18 protein-coding genes are annotated in these 17312 nt (G+C 73.6%); 10 read left to right on the top strand and 8 right to left on the bottom strand.

The annotated features are described in order from the left end of the window. The first annotated feature begins 55 nt into the window (after window positions 1-55). Genes JOE61_RS11295 through JOE61_RS11285 form a run of 3 tightly spaced genes read left to right on the top strand, consistent with a single transcriptional unit; the run spans window position 56 to window position 4482 of the window. The gene (locus JOE61_RS11295) at window positions 56-2779 is read left to right on the top strand and encodes an alpha/beta fold hydrolase (RefSeq protein WP_193669540.1); all 2724 of its coding nucleotides are present in this window, start codon (window positions 56-58) and stop codon (window positions 2777-2779) included. Next, window positions 2776-3636 (top strand): ABC transporter permease, encoded by an 861-nt coding sequence (locus tag JOE61_RS11290; protein WP_193669539.1) that lies wholly within the window; start codon window positions 2776-2778, stop codon window positions 3634-3636. The genes JOE61_RS11295 and JOE61_RS11290 overlap by 4 nt, the downstream gene beginning before the upstream one ends. Before the next feature lie 36 nt (window positions 3637-3672). Next, window positions 3673-4482 carry an SDR family oxidoreductase gene (locus JOE61_RS11285; RefSeq protein WP_193669538.1) on the top strand — a complete coding sequence of 270 codons (810 nt, stop codon included), beginning with the start codon at window positions 3673-3675 and terminating at the stop codon, window positions 4480-4482. Here JOE61_RS11285 and JOE61_RS11280 read toward each other — a convergent pair. Continuing rightward, window positions 4479-4964, bottom strand: a complete 486-nt coding sequence (locus JOE61_RS11280; protein ID WP_193669537.1) for a signal peptidase I — start codon at window positions 4962-4964, stop codon at window positions 4479-4481. The two genes, JOE61_RS11285 and JOE61_RS11280, sit on opposite strands and share 4 nt — an antisense overlap. A gap of 115 nt (window positions 4965-5079) precedes the next feature. Here JOE61_RS11280 and JOE61_RS11275 point away from each other — a divergent pair, with 115 nt between their 5' ends. Continuing rightward, complete coding sequence (locus JOE61_RS11275) at window positions 5080-5538, top strand: hypothetical protein (protein ID WP_193669536.1); 459 nt, start codon at window positions 5080-5082, stop codon at window positions 5536-5538. A gap of 21 nt (window positions 5539-5559) precedes the next feature. Here JOE61_RS11275 and JOE61_RS11270 read toward each other — a convergent pair whose 3' ends face one another. The 3 genes from JOE61_RS11270 to pdhA are packed head-to-tail and all read right to left on the bottom strand — an operon-like array spanning window position 5560 to window position 9209. After that, the gene (locus JOE61_RS11270; protein ID WP_193669535.1) at window positions 5560-7020 is read right to left on the bottom strand and encodes a dihydrolipoamide acetyltransferase family protein; all 1461 of its coding nucleotides are present in this window, start codon (window positions 7018-7020) and stop codon (window positions 5560-5562) included. Between the two features lie 21 nt (window positions 7021-7041). Further along, entirely contained in the window at window positions 7042-8031 is a 990-nt protein-coding gene (locus tag JOE61_RS11265) for an alpha-ketoacid dehydrogenase subunit beta (RefSeq protein WP_193669534.1), read from the bottom strand. Next, window positions 8031-9209: a pyruvate dehydrogenase (acetyl-transferring) E1 component subunit alpha gene (gene pdhA, locus JOE61_RS11260; protein ID WP_443678574.1), complete on the bottom strand. Its 1179-nt coding sequence runs from the start codon at window positions 9207-9209 to the stop codon at window positions 8031-8033. Before pdhA ends, JOE61_RS11265 begins: the two co-directional genes overlap by 1 nt. A gap of 204 nt (window positions 9210-9413) precedes the next feature. Here pdhA and JOE61_RS11255 point away from each other — a divergent pair, with 204 nt between their 5' ends. Then, window positions 9414-9866, top strand: a complete 453-nt coding sequence (locus tag JOE61_RS11255) for an SRPBCC family protein (protein WP_193669533.1) — start codon at window positions 9414-9416, stop codon at window positions 9864-9866. A 54-nt stretch (window positions 9867-9920) separates the two neighbouring features. On the opposite strand, the gene JOE61_RS11250 is transcribed toward JOE61_RS11255, so the two are convergent. The 4 genes from JOE61_RS11250 to JOE61_RS22520 form a co-directional block, all read right to left on the bottom strand. Further along, window positions 9921-10478 carry a TetR/AcrR family transcriptional regulator gene (locus tag JOE61_RS11250; RefSeq protein WP_193669532.1) on the bottom strand — a complete coding sequence of 186 codons (558 nt, stop codon included), beginning with the start codon at window positions 10476-10478 and terminating at the stop codon, window positions 9921-9923. A gap of 169 nt (window positions 10479-10647) precedes the next feature. Beyond that, on the bottom strand, window positions 10648-11613 hold the full coding sequence (locus JOE61_RS11245) for a glutathione S-transferase family protein (RefSeq protein WP_193669531.1): 966 nt from the start codon (window positions 11611-11613) through the stop codon (window positions 10648-10650). A gap of 34 nt (window positions 11614-11647) precedes the next feature. Continuing rightward, entirely contained in the window at window positions 11648-12730 is a 1083-nt protein-coding gene (gene hisC / locus JOE61_RS11240) for a histidinol-phosphate transaminase (RefSeq protein WP_193669530.1), read from the bottom strand. Window positions 12731-12743: 13 nt separating this feature from the next. Then, window positions 12744-13298 carry a VanZ family protein gene (locus tag JOE61_RS22520; RefSeq protein WP_193669529.1) on the bottom strand — a complete coding sequence of 185 codons (555 nt, stop codon included), beginning with the start codon at window positions 13296-13298 and terminating at the stop codon, window positions 12744-12746. Window positions 13299-13338: 40 nt separating this feature from the next. On the opposite strand from JOE61_RS22520, the gene JOE61_RS11230 reads away from it, so the two are divergent. Genes JOE61_RS11230 through JOE61_RS11210 form a run of 5 tightly spaced genes read left to right on the top strand, consistent with a single transcriptional unit; the run spans window position 13339 to window position 17309 of the window. Beyond that, window positions 13339-13719, top strand: a complete 381-nt coding sequence (locus tag JOE61_RS11230) for a phage holin family protein (RefSeq protein WP_193669528.1) — start codon at window positions 13339-13341, stop codon at window positions 13717-13719. Beyond that, on the top strand, window positions 13716-14225 hold the full coding sequence (locus JOE61_RS11225; RefSeq protein ID WP_307822952.1) for a low molecular weight protein-tyrosine-phosphatase: 510 nt from the start codon (window positions 13716-13718) through the stop codon (window positions 14223-14225). Before JOE61_RS11230 ends, JOE61_RS11225 begins: the two co-directional genes overlap by 4 nt. Then, a complete protein-coding gene (locus tag JOE61_RS11220) occupies window positions 14222-15115 on the top strand; it encodes a fructosamine kinase family protein (protein ID WP_193669527.1) in 894 nt (297 codons plus the stop codon). Before JOE61_RS11225 ends, JOE61_RS11220 begins: the two co-directional genes overlap by 4 nt. Window positions 15116-15168: 53 nt before the next feature. Beyond that, complete coding sequence (locus JOE61_RS11215) at window positions 15169-15882, top strand: response regulator transcription factor (protein ID WP_307822950.1); 714 nt, start codon at window positions 15169-15171, stop codon at window positions 15880-15882. After that, window positions 15879-17309, top strand: coding sequence for a HAMP domain-containing sensor histidine kinase (locus JOE61_RS11210; RefSeq protein ID WP_193669526.1), 1431 nt, complete (start codon window positions 15879-15881; stop codon window positions 17307-17309). The genes JOE61_RS11215 and JOE61_RS11210 overlap by 4 nt, the downstream gene beginning before the upstream one ends. Window positions 17310-17312 lie beyond the last annotated feature (3 nt).

The following is a 17312-nucleotide window of genomic DNA, read 5'->3' as shown; positions in this document are numbered from 1 at the left end:
CCCACGCCTGCGACGGCCGCGGCGGTGGTGACGGGGCACCCTGTTGACTGGCGGCATGCGCGCCCGCTCCACTGCCGCCCTCGCGGGTGCCCTCGCCCTGTCCCTCGCCGCTCCGTCGGCCCTGCTCTCCCCCGCCGCGGCGCAAGGGACGGCCGGGCCGCGCGTGAGCGAGGCGCTGGTCGCGGTGGGCGCCGAGCCGGGTGGCGCCGAGGTCGAGCTCGACACCTCGGTGTTCGTGCCCGACGGGGAGGGGCCGCACCCGGCGGTGCTGCTGACCCACGGCTTCGGCGGCAGCAAGGACGACCTGGTCGAGCAGGCCGGCGACCTGGCGGGCGACGGCTACCTGGTCCTGACCTACACCGCCCGCGGCTTCGGCGACTCCGGCGGACGCATCCACCTGGCTGACCCCGACTACGAGATCGCCGACGCCCGGGCGCTGGTCGACGTGCTCGCCGAGCGCGACGACGTGGTCACCGACGCCGACGGCGACCCGCGCGTGGGGCTCGTCGGGGCGTCGTACGGCGGCGCGGTGTCGCTGATGACCGCCGCCACCGATCCCCGCGTCGACACCGTGGTTGCGGCCATCACCTGGCACGACCTGGCCGAGTCGTTCTTCCCGCAGTCGGTGCGCGGCAGCGACGCCCCGGGGCCGTTCAAGCAGCTGTGGGCGTCGCGGTTCTTCCTCTCCACCGCCGCCCAGGGCGCCCAGGACGACCCGGTCTGCGGGCGGTTCGCCCCCGAGGTGTGCCGGCTCTTCCTCGAGGCCGCCGAGACCGGGGAACCGAGCCCGGGGCTGCTGGACCTGCTGGGCGAGCACAGCCCGGCGCCGCTGCTCGACGACCTCGACGCGCCGACGTACCTGGTGCAGGGCATGGCCGACACCCTCTTCGGCCTCGACCAGTCCGAGGCCACCGCCGAGGCGCTGCGCGAGCAGGGCACCCCTGTCGCGGTGCGCTGGAGCGACGGCGGCCACGACGACCTCGGCGGCTCGCTGGAGGCCGACACCGCGACCATCGAGCCGTGGCTCGAGCACTACCTGCGCGGTCCCGGGGTCGAGGAGACCTCCGACCTGCCGCTCCCCGAGCTCAGCTGGGCGCTGCCGCGCAGCCGGGGCCAGGACGCCTCGACCGTGCAGAGCACCGACGAGCCCGGCTCGGCGGCGTACGAGTCGCTCGAACTGGAGGGCGAGGCCCAGCCGCTGGCCAACCCGCCGGGCGGTGAGCCGCAGTCGATCACCGCGGTGCCGTCGACCGGCGACGCGGTCGACGAGTTCAGCGACGTGGTCTCGACCTACCCGCTCGCCGCGCTCCCGGGCCAGTCGGCCTCCTTCGACACCGCCGAGCTCGACGAGGCCCGCACCGTCGTCGGCTCGCCGCGGGTGCGCCTCACGGTCACGTCGACGGGGCGCAGCAGCACCCTCTTCCTGAGCCTGTGGCAGGTCGCCAACGGCGTCCCCGAGCTGTCGCGGCGCCTGGTCGCCCCGGTCACCGTCGCCACCACGCCGGGCGAGGCGACCACCGTCGAGGTGGCGCTGCCGGGCGGCACCTGGCAGGTGCCCGCCGGCTCGCGGCTGCGGGTGCTGGTCACCTCGACCGACCAGACGTACGCCGCCCCGCGCACCGCCCGCGCCGACCTCGTGCAGGTCAGCGAACTGCAGCTGCCCTCGGTCGACGGCGCCGCCGTGCTGGCCACCGACGGCGGCGGCCTCGACGACGAGGTCGTGGGCCTGCTGGTCGCGATCGGCGTCGTCGCGCTCGGGCTGCTGCTCGCCGCGGTGGTGGGCCGGCGCCGCAGCCACGGCCCCGTCGACCCCGACCTGGCCGACGTGCCGCTGGTGGTCGAGGGGCTGGTCAAGACGTACGCCGACGGTCACCGCGCCGTCGACGACGTGTCGTGGCGCGCCGAGCGCGGGCAGGTCGTGGGCCTGCTGGGCCCCAACGGCGCCGGCAAGACCACGACGCTGCGGATGGTGATGGGCCTGATCGCCCCCGACTCCGGGCAGGTGCACGTGCTGGGTCGCCGGGTGGGCCCCGGCACGCCGGTGCTGGCGCGGGTGGGCGCACTGATCGAGGGGCCGGGGTTCCTGCCGCACCTCAGCGGGCGCGCCAACCTCGAGGCCTACTGGGCCGCCACCGGCCGCGACCCCGCGGAGGCCGGCTACGAGGAGGTCCTCGAGATCGCCGCGCTGGGCGGTGCGGTCGAGCGACCGGTGCGCACCTACAGCCAGGGCATGCGCCAGCGGCTCGGGATCGCCCAGGCCATGCTGGGGCTGCCCGAGGTGCTGGTGCTCGACGAGCCGACCAACGGGCTCGACCCGCCGCAGATCGCCGGGCTGCGGCCCGTGCTCGCGCGGTACGCCGCCGCCGGCCGCACCGTGGTCATCTCCAGCCACCTGCTGGCCGAGGTCGAGCTGACCTGCTCGCACGTGGTGGTGATGCACGCCGGCCGCGTGGTGACCACCGGCACCGTCGCCGAGCTGGTCGACTCCACCGACACCACCGTGGTGACGTTGGCACCGGGCAGCGACCCCGACGTCCTGGCCGACGAGCTGCGTGGCCTGGAGGGCATCACCGAGGTCGACGCGGTGGCCGACGTCGACGAGCCGCACGTGGTGGTGGTCGCCGACCTGGAGCGCGCCGAGGTGGTGCGCGCCGCCGCCGGCAGCGGGGCCGACGTGGTCGGTGTCAGCAGCCGCCGCCAGCTCGAGGAGGTCTTCCTCGGCGTGATCGCCGCGGCCTCCGGCTCCGACCCCGACCTCAGGCAGGTGCGTTCGCGATGAGCTCCTCCACGACCTCCCCCTCGACGGCGGGCTCCACAGCGACCCTGCCCGGGCGTCCCCTGTCGCTGCGCGCCGAGCTGCGCCGCCAGCTGTCGCGCCGCCGGACCCTGTGGTCGTTCGTGCTGCTGCTGGCGCTGCCGCTGGTCATCGTGGCGGCCTTCGCGCTCGGTGACGGCGACCCCAGCGAGGGCAGCCTGGTCGACCTGGCCACCGGCGGCGCGGCCAACTTCGCGATCTTCACCACCGCGGTGTCCTCGTCGTTCCTGCTGATCGTGCTGGCCGCGCTGTTCGTGGGCGACTCGCTGCCCTCGGAGGCGTCGTGGTCGACGCTGCGCTACCTGCTGCTGGCGCCGGTGCCGCGGGCACGGCTGCTGGCCAGCAAGCTGGTCGTCGGCCTGGCGAGCACCGCCGTGGCGGTGGTGGCGCTGATCGGCTGGTCGCTGCTCGTCGGGCTGGTCTTCTACGGCCCCGCGGGGTTCAGCAACCCCAGCGGCGGCACCCTCGACTGGGCGACCTTCGGGCCCCGGCTGGTCGTGGTGGCGGCGTACCTGGTGGTCACGCTGCTGCCCGTCGGCGCCATCGCCTTCGCGCTGGGGGTGCGCACCGACGCGCCGCTGGCAGCCGTGGGCGGCGCGGTGATGGTGACGATCGTGGCTGCGATCCTCGACCAGATCGACAACCTGGGCTCGCTGCGCAACGCACTGCCGATGCACGACGCGGGGGCGTGGTTCGCGCTGCTGCGGCCCGAGGTGGTCTGGGACGACCTGGTGCAGGGCACCCTGTGGTCGGTGCTCTACACGCTGGTCTTCGTGGGGCTGGCGTTCTGGATGTTCCGCCGCAAGGACGTGCTCAGCTGAGCCTGCCCGCTGGGTAGAACGCGTTACAGTTCGGGGATGGATCGCACGTACGTCGTCTCCGGCGCCGCCTCCGGGATCGGTGCGGCCACCGCCGCCCTGCTGCGCGAGCGGGGCGACCGGGTGGTCGGCGTCGACCTGCGCGACGCCGACGTGGTCGCCGACCTGTCGAGCGTGGCGGGACGATCGACGGCGGTGCAGGCGGTGCGGGGACTGGTCGACGTCGTGCACGGCGTGGTGCCCTGCGCCGGGGTGGCCGGGCTGACCGGCGTCGACCCGGCGCTGGTGGTCTCGGTGAACTACTTCGGGGCGCTCGCGCTGGTGCACGGGCTGCGCGCCGAGCTCGCGGCCGCGCAGGGTGCCGGCGTGGTGCTGCTCGCGTCGAACTCGATCACCTGCCAGCCCGGATGGGCAGGCGACGTGGCCGACCTCTGCCTCGCCGGCGACGAGGACGCCGCCCGCGCCGCCGCGGCCTCGACCCAGGCGGTGCAGGTCTACCCCGCCACCAAGGCGGCGCTGGCGTGGTGGGCGCGCCAGGAGGGTGTCGGCGCCGACTGGGCCGGTGCGGGCATCCGCGTCAACGCCGTCGCGCCCGGCCTGGTCGCCACCCCGATGACCGACCGCCTGCGCGCCGACCCCGAGCTCGGCGCCTTCGCCGACTCCTACCCCACCGCGATCGGCCGCCCCGGCCGCCCCGAGGAGGTCGCCGCCACCATCGGCTTCCTGCTCTCCGACGCGGCCTCGCTGGTCGTCGGGTCGGTGCTCTACGTCGACGGCGGCACCGACGCGGTGCTGCACCCGGAGGTGCCGGTGGGGTGGCAGGTCAGCCGCGTGTCGACACCGGGCTAGCCGGCCCGCCGCGCCGGGGGCGTCGACGCCAGCTGCGCGGGAGCAGGGCGACGGCGTACGCGAAGCAGCACGCGGCGACCACCCGGGCCCACGGCGTACCAGACCTCACCCCGCACCTGGCCGGCCCGCACCTGCTCGCGGTCGGGCGCCTCGTTGGCGTCGCCCTGGGTGGTGAACACGCGTTCTCCGTCAGCGTCGTGCCCCATGCCGACCACGCGGTGGGTCACCATCGTCGGCTCGCCCGAGCGCGGCTGGTAGGTGATCGGCGTGCCGATGCCGATCTCCTCGGCGGACACCGGCCTGACCACCACCAGCGTCCCGGACGGGTAGGTGGGTCCCATCGAACCGGTCAGCACCGTCATCGGGGTGGAGCCGGACAGCCCAGGGACGACCACCGCGGCTCCGACCACCGCCACCGCGATGCCCAGCACGACCCACGAGCAGAGGCTGAGCAGCGATGCGGCCAGTCGCGGCACAGCCATGGGCCGATCATCCCACGATGACCGGCGTGCTGGGGTCCGGCTAGTCACAACCGACCATGCGCCTGTGGCTCTTCGGCCAATCCACGGGGGTGCCCGCGGCCCTAGCGTCAGCCGGATGACCACTACTCGCGCCCTCCGCGGCCGGCTCCTGGCCTCCCTCGTGGCCGTCGCCCTGCTGCTCCTGGCCGCCCCGGCGCCGTCGTCGGCCCACGTCGCTCCCGCCACCGCCGCGAGCGACGAGGCCGACACCCTCAAGACCGTCTACTTCGACATGTTCGCCCAGCAGCGCGTCAAGCCCCGACGGATCTTCCTCAGCGCCAACGCAGGGCAGTACCTCAAGCGGCTGCGGTGGAGCGACTGGGGCAGCGCCACGACGACCGCCGCCGGCACGTTCGTGAGCGACTGCGCCTCCTGCCCGCCCCCGGAGAAGCGGGGTGCCGAGGTGAGGATGAAGCGGCTGCGCAGCTGCACCAAAAAGGGCGTGCAGACCTACCGGAAGATCGTCGTCACCCTCAGCGAGCCCTCCGAGGGCAACGACGTCGTCCGGTTCACCCTGCCCGGCGGCTGCCCCTGAGCCGACCCCTGGGCCCTGCCCTCAGAAGAGCAGCGCGGAGGCGGGATCCTGCAGCAGCCCGGCGACGTCGGCCAGGAAACGCGAGCCCTTCTCGCCGTCGATGTGGCGGTGGTCGAAGGAGAGCGCCAGCGTGGTGACGTCGCGGGCGACGATCTCGCCGGTGGTCTCGTCGACCCAGGGCCGCTTGTTGATGGCGCCGAAGCACAGGATCGCCGACTCGCCCGGGTTGATGATGGGCGTGCCCGCGTCGACGCCGAAGACGCCGACGTTGGTGATCGTGAAGGTGCCCTCGGCCATGTCGGCGGGCTGGGTCCTGCCCTGGCGGGCGGTGGCCGTCAGCTCGCCGAGCTCGGTCGCCAGCTCGACCAGCGAGAGGCTGTCGGCGTCCTTGACGTTGGGCACCACCAGGCCGCGGGGGGTCGCCGCGGCGATCCCGAGGTTCACGTAGTGCTTGTAGACGACCTCCTGGGCGGCGTCGTCCCAGAACGAGTTGATCTCCGGCGTACGCCGCATCGCCAGCAGCACCGCCCGGGCCAGGACCAGCAGCGGGCTGACCTTGACCTCACGCAGCTCGCGCCGCGCCTTGAGCCGCTCGACGAGCTGCATGGTCGCGGTGACGTCGACGGTGACCCACTCGGTGACGTGCGGGCTGGTGAAGGCCGACTGGCTCATCGCCTGCGCCATCATCTTGCGCACGCCCTTGACGGGCTCGCGGGTCTCGCGCTCGCCAGTGGTCGACTGGTGGCTTCGCGACGGTCGGGGCGCGACCTCCTCAGCCTGCGTGGTCGCGGCCTGGACGTCGTCGCGGGTGATCGAGCCCTGGGGGCCCGAGCCGGTCAGGGTGCTCAGGTCGACGCCGAGGTCCTTGGCGAGCTTGCGCACGGGGGGCTTGGCCAGCGCGCGGGTGGACGCTTGGTCTCGAGACGGTTGCTGCGCAACCTCCTCGACCAGCGAGCGGTCGACCACCGAACGGGCGGGGACGGGCTCCTCGTCGGTCTCCTCCTCGACGGGCGGCGCCGCACCCGGCTCGAAGGCGGCCTGGGCCTGGCGGTTGGCGGCGGCCGCGCCGGCGCCGTGCCGCGCCCGGCGGGTGGGGCCGCGGTCGGCCTTGTTGCGACCCACCAGGCTCTCGCCCTCGCCGCCGCCGCTGGCGGCGGGGTTGGAGAGGTCGATCTCCATCTCGGGGGCCGGCGTGCCCGAGCTGGCGCCGGATTTTCGAGACGGTTGCTGCGCAACCTCCTCAACCTCCGGCTCACCCACGCGGATGATCGGGGTGCCCACGGGCACGGTCTCGCCCTCGGGGACGAGCAGGGCGGTGACCTCGCCGGCGTACGGCGAGGGCAGCTCGACCAGCGACTTCGCGGTCTCGATCTCGACGACCACGTCGTTGATCTCGATGACGTCGCCGACCTTGACCTTCCAGGTCACGATCTCGGCCTCGGTGAGGCCCTCGCCCACGTCGGGCAGCTTGAACTCAGGCATGCGCGTGCTCCTTCGAGGCTCTCAGTAGGCCAGGGTGCGGTCGACGGCGTCGAGCACCCGGTCGAGGTCGGGGAGGAAGTCCTCCTCGATGCGCGACGCGGGGTACGGCGTGTCGAAGCCGCCCACGCGCAGCACCGGCGACTCCAGCGAGTAGAAGCACTCCTCGGTGACCCGGGCCGCGACCTCGGCGCCGATGCCGAGGTTGACGTGCGCCTCGTGGGTGATCACGGCGCGGCCGGTGCGGCGCACCGACTCGTAGACCGGTCCCATGTCGAGCGGCGAGAGGGTGCGCAGGTCGATGACCTCGAGCGAGCGGCCCTCGGTGGCGGCAGCCTCGGCCGCCGACATCGCCGTCTTCACGGTCGGCCCGTAGGCGAGCACGGTGACGTCCTCGCCGCGGCGTACGACGCGGGAGGTGAAGAGCGGCTCGGGGGTCGCGGTCTCGTCGAGCTCGGCCTTCTCGGCGTGGTACTGCCGCTTGGGCTCCAGGAAGATGACCGGGTCGTCGGAGGCGATGGCCTGCTGCATCATCCAGTAGCCGTCGACGGGGTTGGAGCAGGCCACGACCTTGAGGCCCGGGGTGTGCGCGAACTGCGCCTCGGGCGACTCGCTGTGGTGCTCGACCGCGCCGATGCCGCCACCGAAGGGGATCCGGATGACCATCGGCATCGGCGAGCGGGCCTTGGAGCGGTAGTGCATCTTCGCGACCTGGCACACGATCTGGTCGTAGGCGGGGTAGACGAAGCCGTCGAACTGGATCTCCACCACGGGGCGGTAGCCGCGCAGCGCGAGACCGACCGCCGTGCCCACGATGCCCGACTCGGCCAGCGGCGAGTCGATGACGCGGTCCTCGCCGAAGTCCTTCTGCAGACCGTCGGTGATCCGGAAGACGCCGCCGAGCTTGCCGACGTCCTCACCCATGACCAGGACCTTGGGGTCGTCCTCCATGGCCTTGCGCAGGCCCATGTTGAGCCCCTTGGCCAGGGTGATCCTCTGCGTGCTGGCGGACATCAGCGGGCCTCCTCGAAGGTCTCGAGGTACGCCGCGAAGCCGTCGCGCTGGGCGACCAGCTCCTCGGGCATGTCGGCGTACACGTGGTCGAACATCTGCATGGCCTTGGGGTCCGGCATCGACTTGCAGCCCTCGCGCAGGTGGGCGCCGAGGTCGTCGGCCTCCTTCTTGAGGTCGTCGACGAACTCGGTGTCGATCAGGCCGTTGCGGCGCAGGTAGGCCTCCACGCGCGCGATCGGGTCCTTGAGCTTCCAGCTCTCGACGTCGTCGCTGAGGCGGTAGCGGGTGGGGTCGTCGGTGGTGGTGTGCGCGCCCATCCGGTAGGTGTAGGCCTCCACGAAGGTGGGGCCCTGGCCGTCGCGGGCGCGCTGCAGCGCCGCCTGGGTCACGGCGTACGTCGCCATCACGTCGTTGCCGTCGACGCGCACGCCCGGGAAGCCGAAGCCCAGCGCGCGCTGGTAGAGCGGGATGCGGGTCTGGCGCTCGATGGGCTCGGAGATCGCCCACTGGTTGTTCTGGCAGAAGAAGACGACCGGCGCGTTGTAGGAGGCGGCGAAGATGAAGGCCTCGTTGACGTCGCCCTGGCTCGAGGCGCCGTCGCCGAAGTGCGCCACGACCGCCGCGTCGCGCTCGGGGTCGCCGGTGCCGACGACGCCGTCGCGCTGCATGCCCATGGCGTAGCCGGTGGCGTGCAGGGTCTGGGCGCCGATGACGATCGTGTAGAGGCCGAAGTTGAACTCGGCGGGGTCCCAGTTGCCGTGGTCGATGCCGCGGAAGAGGCCCAGCAGGCTCAGCGGGTCGATGCCCTTGCAGTAGGCCACGCCGTGCTCGCGGTAGGTCGGGAAGACGTAGTCCTGCGGGCGCAGCGCGCGGCCGGCGCCGATCTGGGCCGCCTCCTGGCCCAGCAGCTGGGCCCAGATGCCGAGCTCGCCGTGGCGCTGCAGGGCGGTCGCCTCGGTGTCGATGCGCCGGGTGAGGACCATGTCGCGGTAGAAGCCGCGCAGCTGCTCGGCGCTGAAGTCCATGTCGAACTCGGGGTGGTGCACCCGCTCGCCCTCGGGCGTCAGCAGCTGCACCAGCTCGGGGCCGCCGTCGTTCTGCGAGGGGCCGAACACCTCGGCGAGGTCGGGGCCGAATCCGTCGCGGTTCTGGCCGCGTTCGGTGGCGGGATCAGGCACGGGGCACGCTCCATTCGAGTCACGGGCCGAGCGGGGTCTCCGCGGGCCGCACGCGGTCCGGGCCTGGCTCGGCGCGGGGTGGTGCGCCATCGTGCCAGGGGTCTGTGACCCGGACCACACGAGTAGCGCCAACCTACCGAACCGGTCGGCGCGCTCGCCAATCACCCACCCACCCGGATCGGCCGTGCCCGCTACCGTCGAGGCATGTCGACCTCACCGGTGCACACCTCCCTGACCGTGCTGGCTCCTCCGGCCACCGTGTTCGCGATCCTCAGCGACCCGCGCCAGCACCCCCGCATCGACGGCTCGGGCACCGTGCAGGGCACGGTCTCGGGCCCCGACCGGCTGGTGCTCGGCTCGGAGTTCGGGATGTCGATGAAGCAGGGCGCGCCCTACAAGATCACCAACAAGGTCGTCGAGTACGACGAGGACCGGCTGATCGCGTGGCGGCACAAGGGGCTGCACCGGTGGCGCTACGAGCTGGAGCCGACCGGCGACGGCGGCACCCGCGTCACCGAGACCTGGGACATCACCCGCTACCCCGCCCCGGTGCGCGCGGTCTTCCGGGCGCTCTTCGCGAAGCGGACCCAGACCGCCATCGAGGCGACCCTGCCCAAGCTCAAGGACGCCGCCGAGGCGGACGCAGGGGTGCGTTGATGTCGATCCGCACGGGCACCAAGGTCGAGCGCGCCGACTGACGGCCCGCTCCGCCTAGGACCACGCCGACTCGAGCACCCGCGAGGCGTGCTCCAGCGTCCACGGGTCCTCCGTGTCGACCATCCTGGTGATCACGCCGGTCACCAGCGCCAGCAACGCGTCGGTGGCCAGCTCGTCGCGCTCACGGCCGAGCTGCTCGCGGGCCCACTCCACCGCGCGCCGCTCGCCCTGGAGGGCCACGCCCATGCCGGGGAGCATGGCCACGTCACCCCGGGACAGCTCGCGCCAGGCCGCCCACTGCCGCTCGTGCGAGAGGTCCTGCTCGTGGTCGGGCAGGAGCAGCGCCGGTCCTCGCCGCTCCGGCACCGCGAGGTGCCAGCGATCGGACCAGCGCCGGTTCCAGATCCGCACGCGGTCCCGGGCCGCCTGCACGCAGGCGCGGCGCAGCATCTCGGACCGGTTGCCGTACTCGTGCATCAGGGTGCCCGGGCTGATCCGCACCACCGCCGCGATCTGGCGCTGGCTGGGGCCGTGCAACCCGCCCTCGACGACCAGGGCGTTGATCGCGTCCAGGACGTCGGAGGTGCGGCTGAACTCGGCGAGGGGGCGCATGCCAGGAGTCGACCACCCCGCGCCGACCGACGCGAGCGCTCCTCCACAGGCCGCCTCGCCCGACACACACCGCCCTCCCCGTTCGTCGACCGGTTGATCAACGACACCGGCCGTTGGTCAACCGATCGACGAATCGACGAGGGGGGGGCTGTCTGGGAGCGGCTGGCGCTCAGAGCCGGTCGCGGTCGTGCGGGGTGCGCCAGAGCGACTCGTCGGGGCCCTTGGGCACGATGCCGGTGGGGTTGATGTCGCTGTGCACCACGTAGTAGTGCGCCTTGATCTGCTCGAAGTCGATGGTGTCGCCGAACTCCGGGATGGAGTAGAGGTCGCGCGCGTAGCCCCACAGGTTCGGCATCTCGGTGAGCTTGTTGCGGTTGCACTTGAAGTGGCCGTGGTAGACCGCGTCGAAGCGCACCAGCGTGGTGAAGAGCCGTACGTCGGCCTCGGTGATCGCGTCGCCCATCAGGTAGCGCCGCTCGCCGAGGCGCCCCTCCAGCCAGTCGAGGGCGTCGAAGAGCCGGTCGTAGGCCGACTCGTAGGACTCCTGGTCGCCGGCGAAGCCGCAGCGGTAGACACCGTTGTTGACCTCGGTGAAGATCCGCTTCATCACCTGCTCCATCTCCTCCCGGCTCTCGGCGGGCCAGAGGTCGGGCGCGTCGGGGCGGTGGTGCTCGCGCCACTCGAAGAACAGGTCGTGCGTGATCCAGGGGAAGTCGTTGGTGACCAGCTTGCCGGACTCGACCTCGACCATCGCCGGCACCGTGATGCCTCGCGGGTAGTCGGGGAAGCGCGCGAAGTAGGCCTCCTGCAGCCGCTCGATGCCCAGCACCGGGTCCTTGCCCCCGGGGTCGAGGTCGAAGGTCCACGACCGCTTGTCGTGGGTGGGGCCCGGCGTGCCCAGCGAGATGACGTCCTCGAGCCCGAGGAGGCCGCGCACGATGATCGAGCGGTTGGCCCAGGGGCAGGCCTTCGCCGCGACCAGGCGGTAGCGGCCCGGCTCGGCCGGCCACAGCTCACCCTCGACCGGACCGTGCTCGGGGCGCCGCGCGCCCTGCGTGATGCGGTCGGGCACGTAGTTCATGTCGCGGTCGAAGCCGCCGGCCTCGACGTACGTCGGCTTCAGGTCCTCGCTCATCCCACCAGGTTAGGTGAACGATCAACGACCGGGCTCACCCGCGGACGAACGCCCGTGCCACCTCGAGCAGCCGGTCGTTGGCCTCCACCTCGCCGATCGAGACCCGGCAGCCCTCGCCCGCGAAGGGGCGCACCACGATCCCGGCCTCGTCGCAGGCCGCCGCGAACTCCGCCGTGCGCTCGCCGAGGGCGAACCAGACGAAGTTGCCCTGGGCGTCGGGGACCTCCCACCCGGCCGCACGCAGGCCGGCCTCGACCCGGTCGCGCTCGGCGACCAGCGCGTCGACCCGTGCCAGCAGCTCCTCGCCGGCCTCCAGCGAGGCCACCGCGGCCGCCTGCGCCACCGCGGAGACGCCGAAGGGCAGCGAGACCGCCCGCAGCGCGCCGGCGACCTCGGGCTGCGCGACGGCGTACCCGACCCGGAAGCCAGCCAGGCCGTAGGCCTTGGAGAAGGTGCGGAAGAGCACCACGTTGGGATGCGCGCGGTAGGTCGCGAGCCCGTCGACCGCGTCGTCCATCCGCACGAACTCGAGGTAGGCCTCGTCGACGACGGCCACCACGTGCGCGGGTATCCGCGCCAGGAAGGCGTCGAGCTCGGCCTGGCTGACCGCCGGGCCGGTGGGGTTGTTGGGGGTGCAGACCATCACGACGCGGGTGCGCTCGGTGATCGCCGCGACCATCGCGTCCAGGTCGTGGTGGCCGTCGGCACGCAGCGGCACCTGCACCGAGCGCGCGCCGGCCGCGGTGACCGCGATCGGGTAGGCCTCGAAGGAGCGCCACGCGTAGACGACCTCGTCGCCGGGCTCGCAGAAGGCCTGCAGCAGCTGGTAGATCAGCGCCACCGAGCCGGTCGCCGCCGCCAGGTCCTCCACGGGCACGCCCAACCGCTCGGCCAGCGCCTCGTAGAGCGCCCTGCTGCCCATGTCGGGGTAGCGGTTCATCGCCTCGACCGCACGGGTCGCGGCCTCCACCACGCCGGGCAGCGGCGGGTAGGGGTTCTCGTTGCTGGAGAGCTTGTACGCCGTCAGGCCGGGGCGCGGGGTGGGGGGCTTGCCGGGGACGTAGGCCGGGATGTCTGCGATGTGCGAGCGCGGCCGAGGCGTCGTGGGGGTGCTCATGGCGTCACCCTAGTCAGGCCCGGCGGGCCCGCCACGGCCGCAGCACCAGCACCAGCACCAGCCCCGCGGCCACCCCCAGCGCGGCCCCGGTGACGTTGTCGACCACGTCGGTGACGTCGCAGGCCCGGTCGATGCGGGCCAGCTCGAGCTGGGTCCACTCGATGCCCACCGAGTACGCCGCCAGCGCCAGCAGCCCGATCGGCACCGTCACCCACCCCGAGCGCCAGCGCGCCGCCACCACGACCAGCAGCGCCCCGGAGGGCACGAAGACCAGCACGTTGAGCAGCCGCTGGCCGCCCGAGAAGATCCAGAACCCCTCCGGGGCCGGACCGCCCAGGTCGAAGGAGCACGAGCCCATCCGCTCGTCGGCGTAGACGACCTCGGTGGCACCGTCGGCGGGCAGCAGCGTGACCAGCGCGATCACCGCCAGCGACCACAGGAGGCCGCCGAAGGACCACGCCCAGACCACCCCGGTACGCCGCTGCAGGGCCAGCGCGAGCGCCAGGCAGACCAGCCCGGACAGGACGGCCCCGGCGAGCATCGCCTCCACACCACCGACCGGGAACACGACCGCAGCCTACGTAACGGCGACCTGACACACTCGGGGCGTGCGCTTCGTGACCTGGCTCCTGACCAACGCCATCGCCCTCGCTGCGGCCGCCTGGCTGCTCGACGGGATCCGCTTCACCCCACGCAACGCCGAGCTGGCCGACAAGATCGTGCCCCTGCTGGTGGTCGCCGCGATCCTCGGCACCGTGAGCGCGCTGCTCAAGCCCGTGCTCAAGCTGCTGGCGCTGCCGTTGATCATCCTGACCCTCGGGCTCTTCCTGCTCGTCATCAACGCCGCGATGCTGCTGCTCACCGACGAGATCGCCCAGCTGCTCGACATCGGCTTCCGCGTCAGCGGCTTCTGGCCCGCGGTGGGCGGCGCGATCGTGATCACCGTCGTGACCTGGGCCGTCGACAACCTGATCGGCTCCGAGCGGTGAGGCCCGCCCCCGGCGAGCTGCCCCCGCCGCGGGAGCCCGGCCGCTACGCCGTCGCCCTGGTCTGCCTGGGCAACATCTGCCGCTCCCCGATGGCCGACGTCGTGCTGGCCCGGCGCGTCGACGACGCCGGCCTGGGCGCCCGCGTCAGCGTCGCCAGCGCCGGCACCGCCAGCTGGCACACCGGCAAGCCGATGGACCCCCGGGCCGCGACCACGCTACTGGCCGCCGACCACGACCCCACCGCCCACCGGGCCCGCCAGGTCGACCCGGGCTGGCTCGACCGGCACGACCTGGTGCTGGCCATGGACGAGCAGAACCTCGCCGACCTCGGCGGACGCAGCGAGCGGGTGCACCTCTACCGCGACCACGACCCCGTCGGCACCGGTGGCGAGGTGCCGGACCCCTACTACGGTGGGGACCAGGGGTTCGAGGAGGTGCTGGCCATGGTCGAGCGCACGAGCGCCGCGCTCGTCTCCGCGCTGCAGCAGGCGACGGGCCTGCCATGACGCGCCAGCCCGTGATCGCCCGTCGCGCCGAGGAGCTCCTCGGCTCCGCCGTGGTCGCCACCGCCCCGGTCGCCGGCGGCGACGTGGCCCGCGCCACCAAGCTGCGGCTCTCCGACGGCACCACGGCGCTGATGAAGACCCTCTCGCAGGCACCCCCCGGCTTCTTCGAGGCCGAGGCCGCAGGCCTGCGCTGGCTCGCCGAGACCGCGCCCGAGGGCGTGCAGGTGCCGGCCCTGCTGGCCGCCGACAGCGACTGCGTGATCCTGCGCTGGATCGAGCCCGGCCGGGTCAGCGCCGAGGCCGCCGCCGACCTGGGCCGCGCACTGGCCGCCACCCACCGCGCCGGTGCGCCGGCGTACGGCGCCGAGCGCGACGGGTTCATCGCCCGCCTGCCGCTACCCCAGCGCAGCGCCGACACGTGGGCGGAGTTCTACGCCGTGCGCAGGGTGCTGCCCTACCTCAAGCTGGCCCGCGACCGCGGCGCCGTGACCGACGCCCACGTCGCCACCATCGAGCGGCTGGTCGGCCGCCTGACCGTGCTGCTGCCTGACGAGCCGCCGGCCCGCCTGCACGGCGACCTGTGGAACGGCAACGTGCTGTGGGGCACCGACACCACGAGCGGCGCCGCCCCCGGCGCCCCCGCCTCGCCCTGGGTCGTCGACCCCGCGGCGTACGGCGGGCACCGCGAGGTCGACCTGGCGATGCTGGCGCTCTTCGGGCTGCCGCACCTGCCGGTGGTGCTCGCGGCCTACGACGAGGCCCACCCGCTCGCCGAGGGCTGGGAGGACCGGGTGGCGCTGCACCAGCTCTTCCCGCTGCTCGTGCACGCGTGCCTGATGGGCGGCGGGTACGGCGCCCGCGCCGCCGACCTCGCCTCCCGCTACCTCTGACGCGCACCCCTCGCTCTCAGCCACCACTCAGGGCGTCCTGGCACAGTGGGAGGGTGAACGCTGCCGACGCCCCCACGACCAGCCGGTCCACGGTGCTCGTGGTCGACGACGACAAGGCCGTGCGCGAGTCGCTGCGCCGCTCGCTGGAGTTCAACGGGTACGCCGTCGCGCTGGCCACCGACGGCGCCGAGGCGCTGGCCGGCATCGCCTCCGCCCGCCCCGACGTGGTGGTGATGGACGTGATGATGCCCCGCCTCGACGGCCTGGAGACCACGCGCGCGCTGCGCGCCTCGGGCAACGACGTGCCGATCCTGGTGCTGACCGCCCGCGACGCCGTCGGCGACCGGGTCGACGGCCTCGACGCCGGCGCCGACGACTACCTGACCAAGCCCTTCGCGCTGCAGGAGCTGCTGGCCCGCCTCCGCGCGCTGCTGCGGCGCACGGTGCCCGCCGCCGGCGACCCCGAGGAGACCCTCGCCTTCGCCGACCTGAGCATGGACACCGCGACGCGCGAGGTGCGCCGCGGCGAGCGGCTGATCGAGCTGACCCGCACCGAGTTCGCGCTGCTCGAGATGTTCCTGCGGCGCCCGCGCCGGGTCCTGGAGCGCTCGTTCATCCTCGAGGAGGTCTGGGGCTTCGACTTCCCCACCACCGCCAACTCCCTCGAGGTCTACGTCGGGTACCTGCGGCGCAAGACCGAGGCCGAGGGCGAGAGCCGGCTGCTGCACACCGTGCGCGGCGTCGGCTACGTGCTGAAGGAGTCATGAGCCCGGCCCCCGGGCCGTCCGGGCTGACCGGCTTCCGCCGCTCGCTGGCCGGGCGCGTCACCCTGCTGACCACCATGGCCGTCGGCCTCACCGTGGCCCTGGTCGCCGCCGGCACCTACCTGACGATGCGCATGCAGCTGCAGGACACCCTCGACGAGTCGCTGCTCGACCGGGCCCAGGCCGCGGCCAGCGCCGACGCGCTGCAGCAGCTGACGGTGGCCAACGACATCCCCTCGTGGGCGCTGGGCGCCGGCGACATCCGCATCGCCTTCCTCACCGCCGGCCCCGAGCCCGAGATCGTCTCGGCCGACCGCGACCCCGACGCGGCCCGCATCGCCCTGGGCGACCCCGAGACCCGGGTGGCCCTGCAGGGGCGCGGCTCGAGCCTGCGCACCGTCGAGGCCGGCGGCGAGCGCTTCCGCGTGGTCGCGGTGCCGGCCCAGAGCCAGGGCCAGGCCCTGGTCATCGCCCAGTCGCTCGACGCGCAGGAGAAGGTGATGGCCAAGGTCGGCGTGGTCACGCTGCTGCTCGGGCTCGCGGGCGTGGTGCTGGCCGGCTTCGCGGGCTGGGGCGTGGCCCGCAACGGCCTCAAGCCGGTACGCCGGCTCACCGGCGCCGTCGAGACCATCGCGCGCACCGAGCAGCTCACCCCGATCCCGGTCGAGGGCGACGACGAGATCGCCCGGCTCTCCACCAGCTTCAACCAGATGCTGGCCGCGCTCGAGGCCTCCCGCGACCGGCAGCGGCGCCTGGTCGCCGACGCCGGGCACGAGCTGCGTACCCCGCTGACCTCCCTGCGCACCAACATCGACCTGCTCAGCCAGGCCACCGCCGCCGACGGCGACCCGCACGCGCTGCGGCTGCCGCCCGAGGCCCGCCAGGAGCTGATGGACGACGTCCGCGCGCAGACCGAGGAGCTGACCACCCTGATCGGCGACCTCGTGGAGCTGGCCCGCGACGAGCCCCTGACCCACGTGGTGGGCACGGTCGACCTCGCCGAGCTCGTCGAGCACGCCGTGGCCCGGGTGCGCCGCCGCGCCCCCGGGGTCCGCTTCGAGGTCGAGACCGAGGCTTGGGAGGTGATCGGCGAGTCCGGCACCCTCGAGCGCGCGGTCACCAACCTGCTCGACAACGCGGCCAAGTGGAGCCCCGACGACGCCACGGTGCGGGTGCGGCTGGCCGGGGGCGAGCTCTCGGTCGACGACGAGGGGCCCGGCATCGCCGAGCACGACCGCCCCCACGTCTTCGAGCGCTTCTACCGCGCCGACGAGTCCCGCTCGATGCCCGGCTCGGGGCTCGGGCTGGCGATCGTGGCGCAGGCCGCCGAGCGGCACTCCGGCACGGTGCGCGCCGAGGCGTCGACGTACGGCGGGGCGCGGCTGGTGCTGCAGCTGCCCGGGAGGTCGCCGGGCCCGCGCGACCTCTAGGGT

This window comes from Nocardioides salarius (assembly GCF_016907435.1).
GTDB classification, from domain to species: domain Bacteria; phylum Actinomycetota; class Actinomycetes; order Propionibacteriales; family Nocardioidaceae; genus Nocardioides; species Nocardioides salarius.
This window is presented reverse-complemented; position numbering and strand designations above follow the sequence as displayed.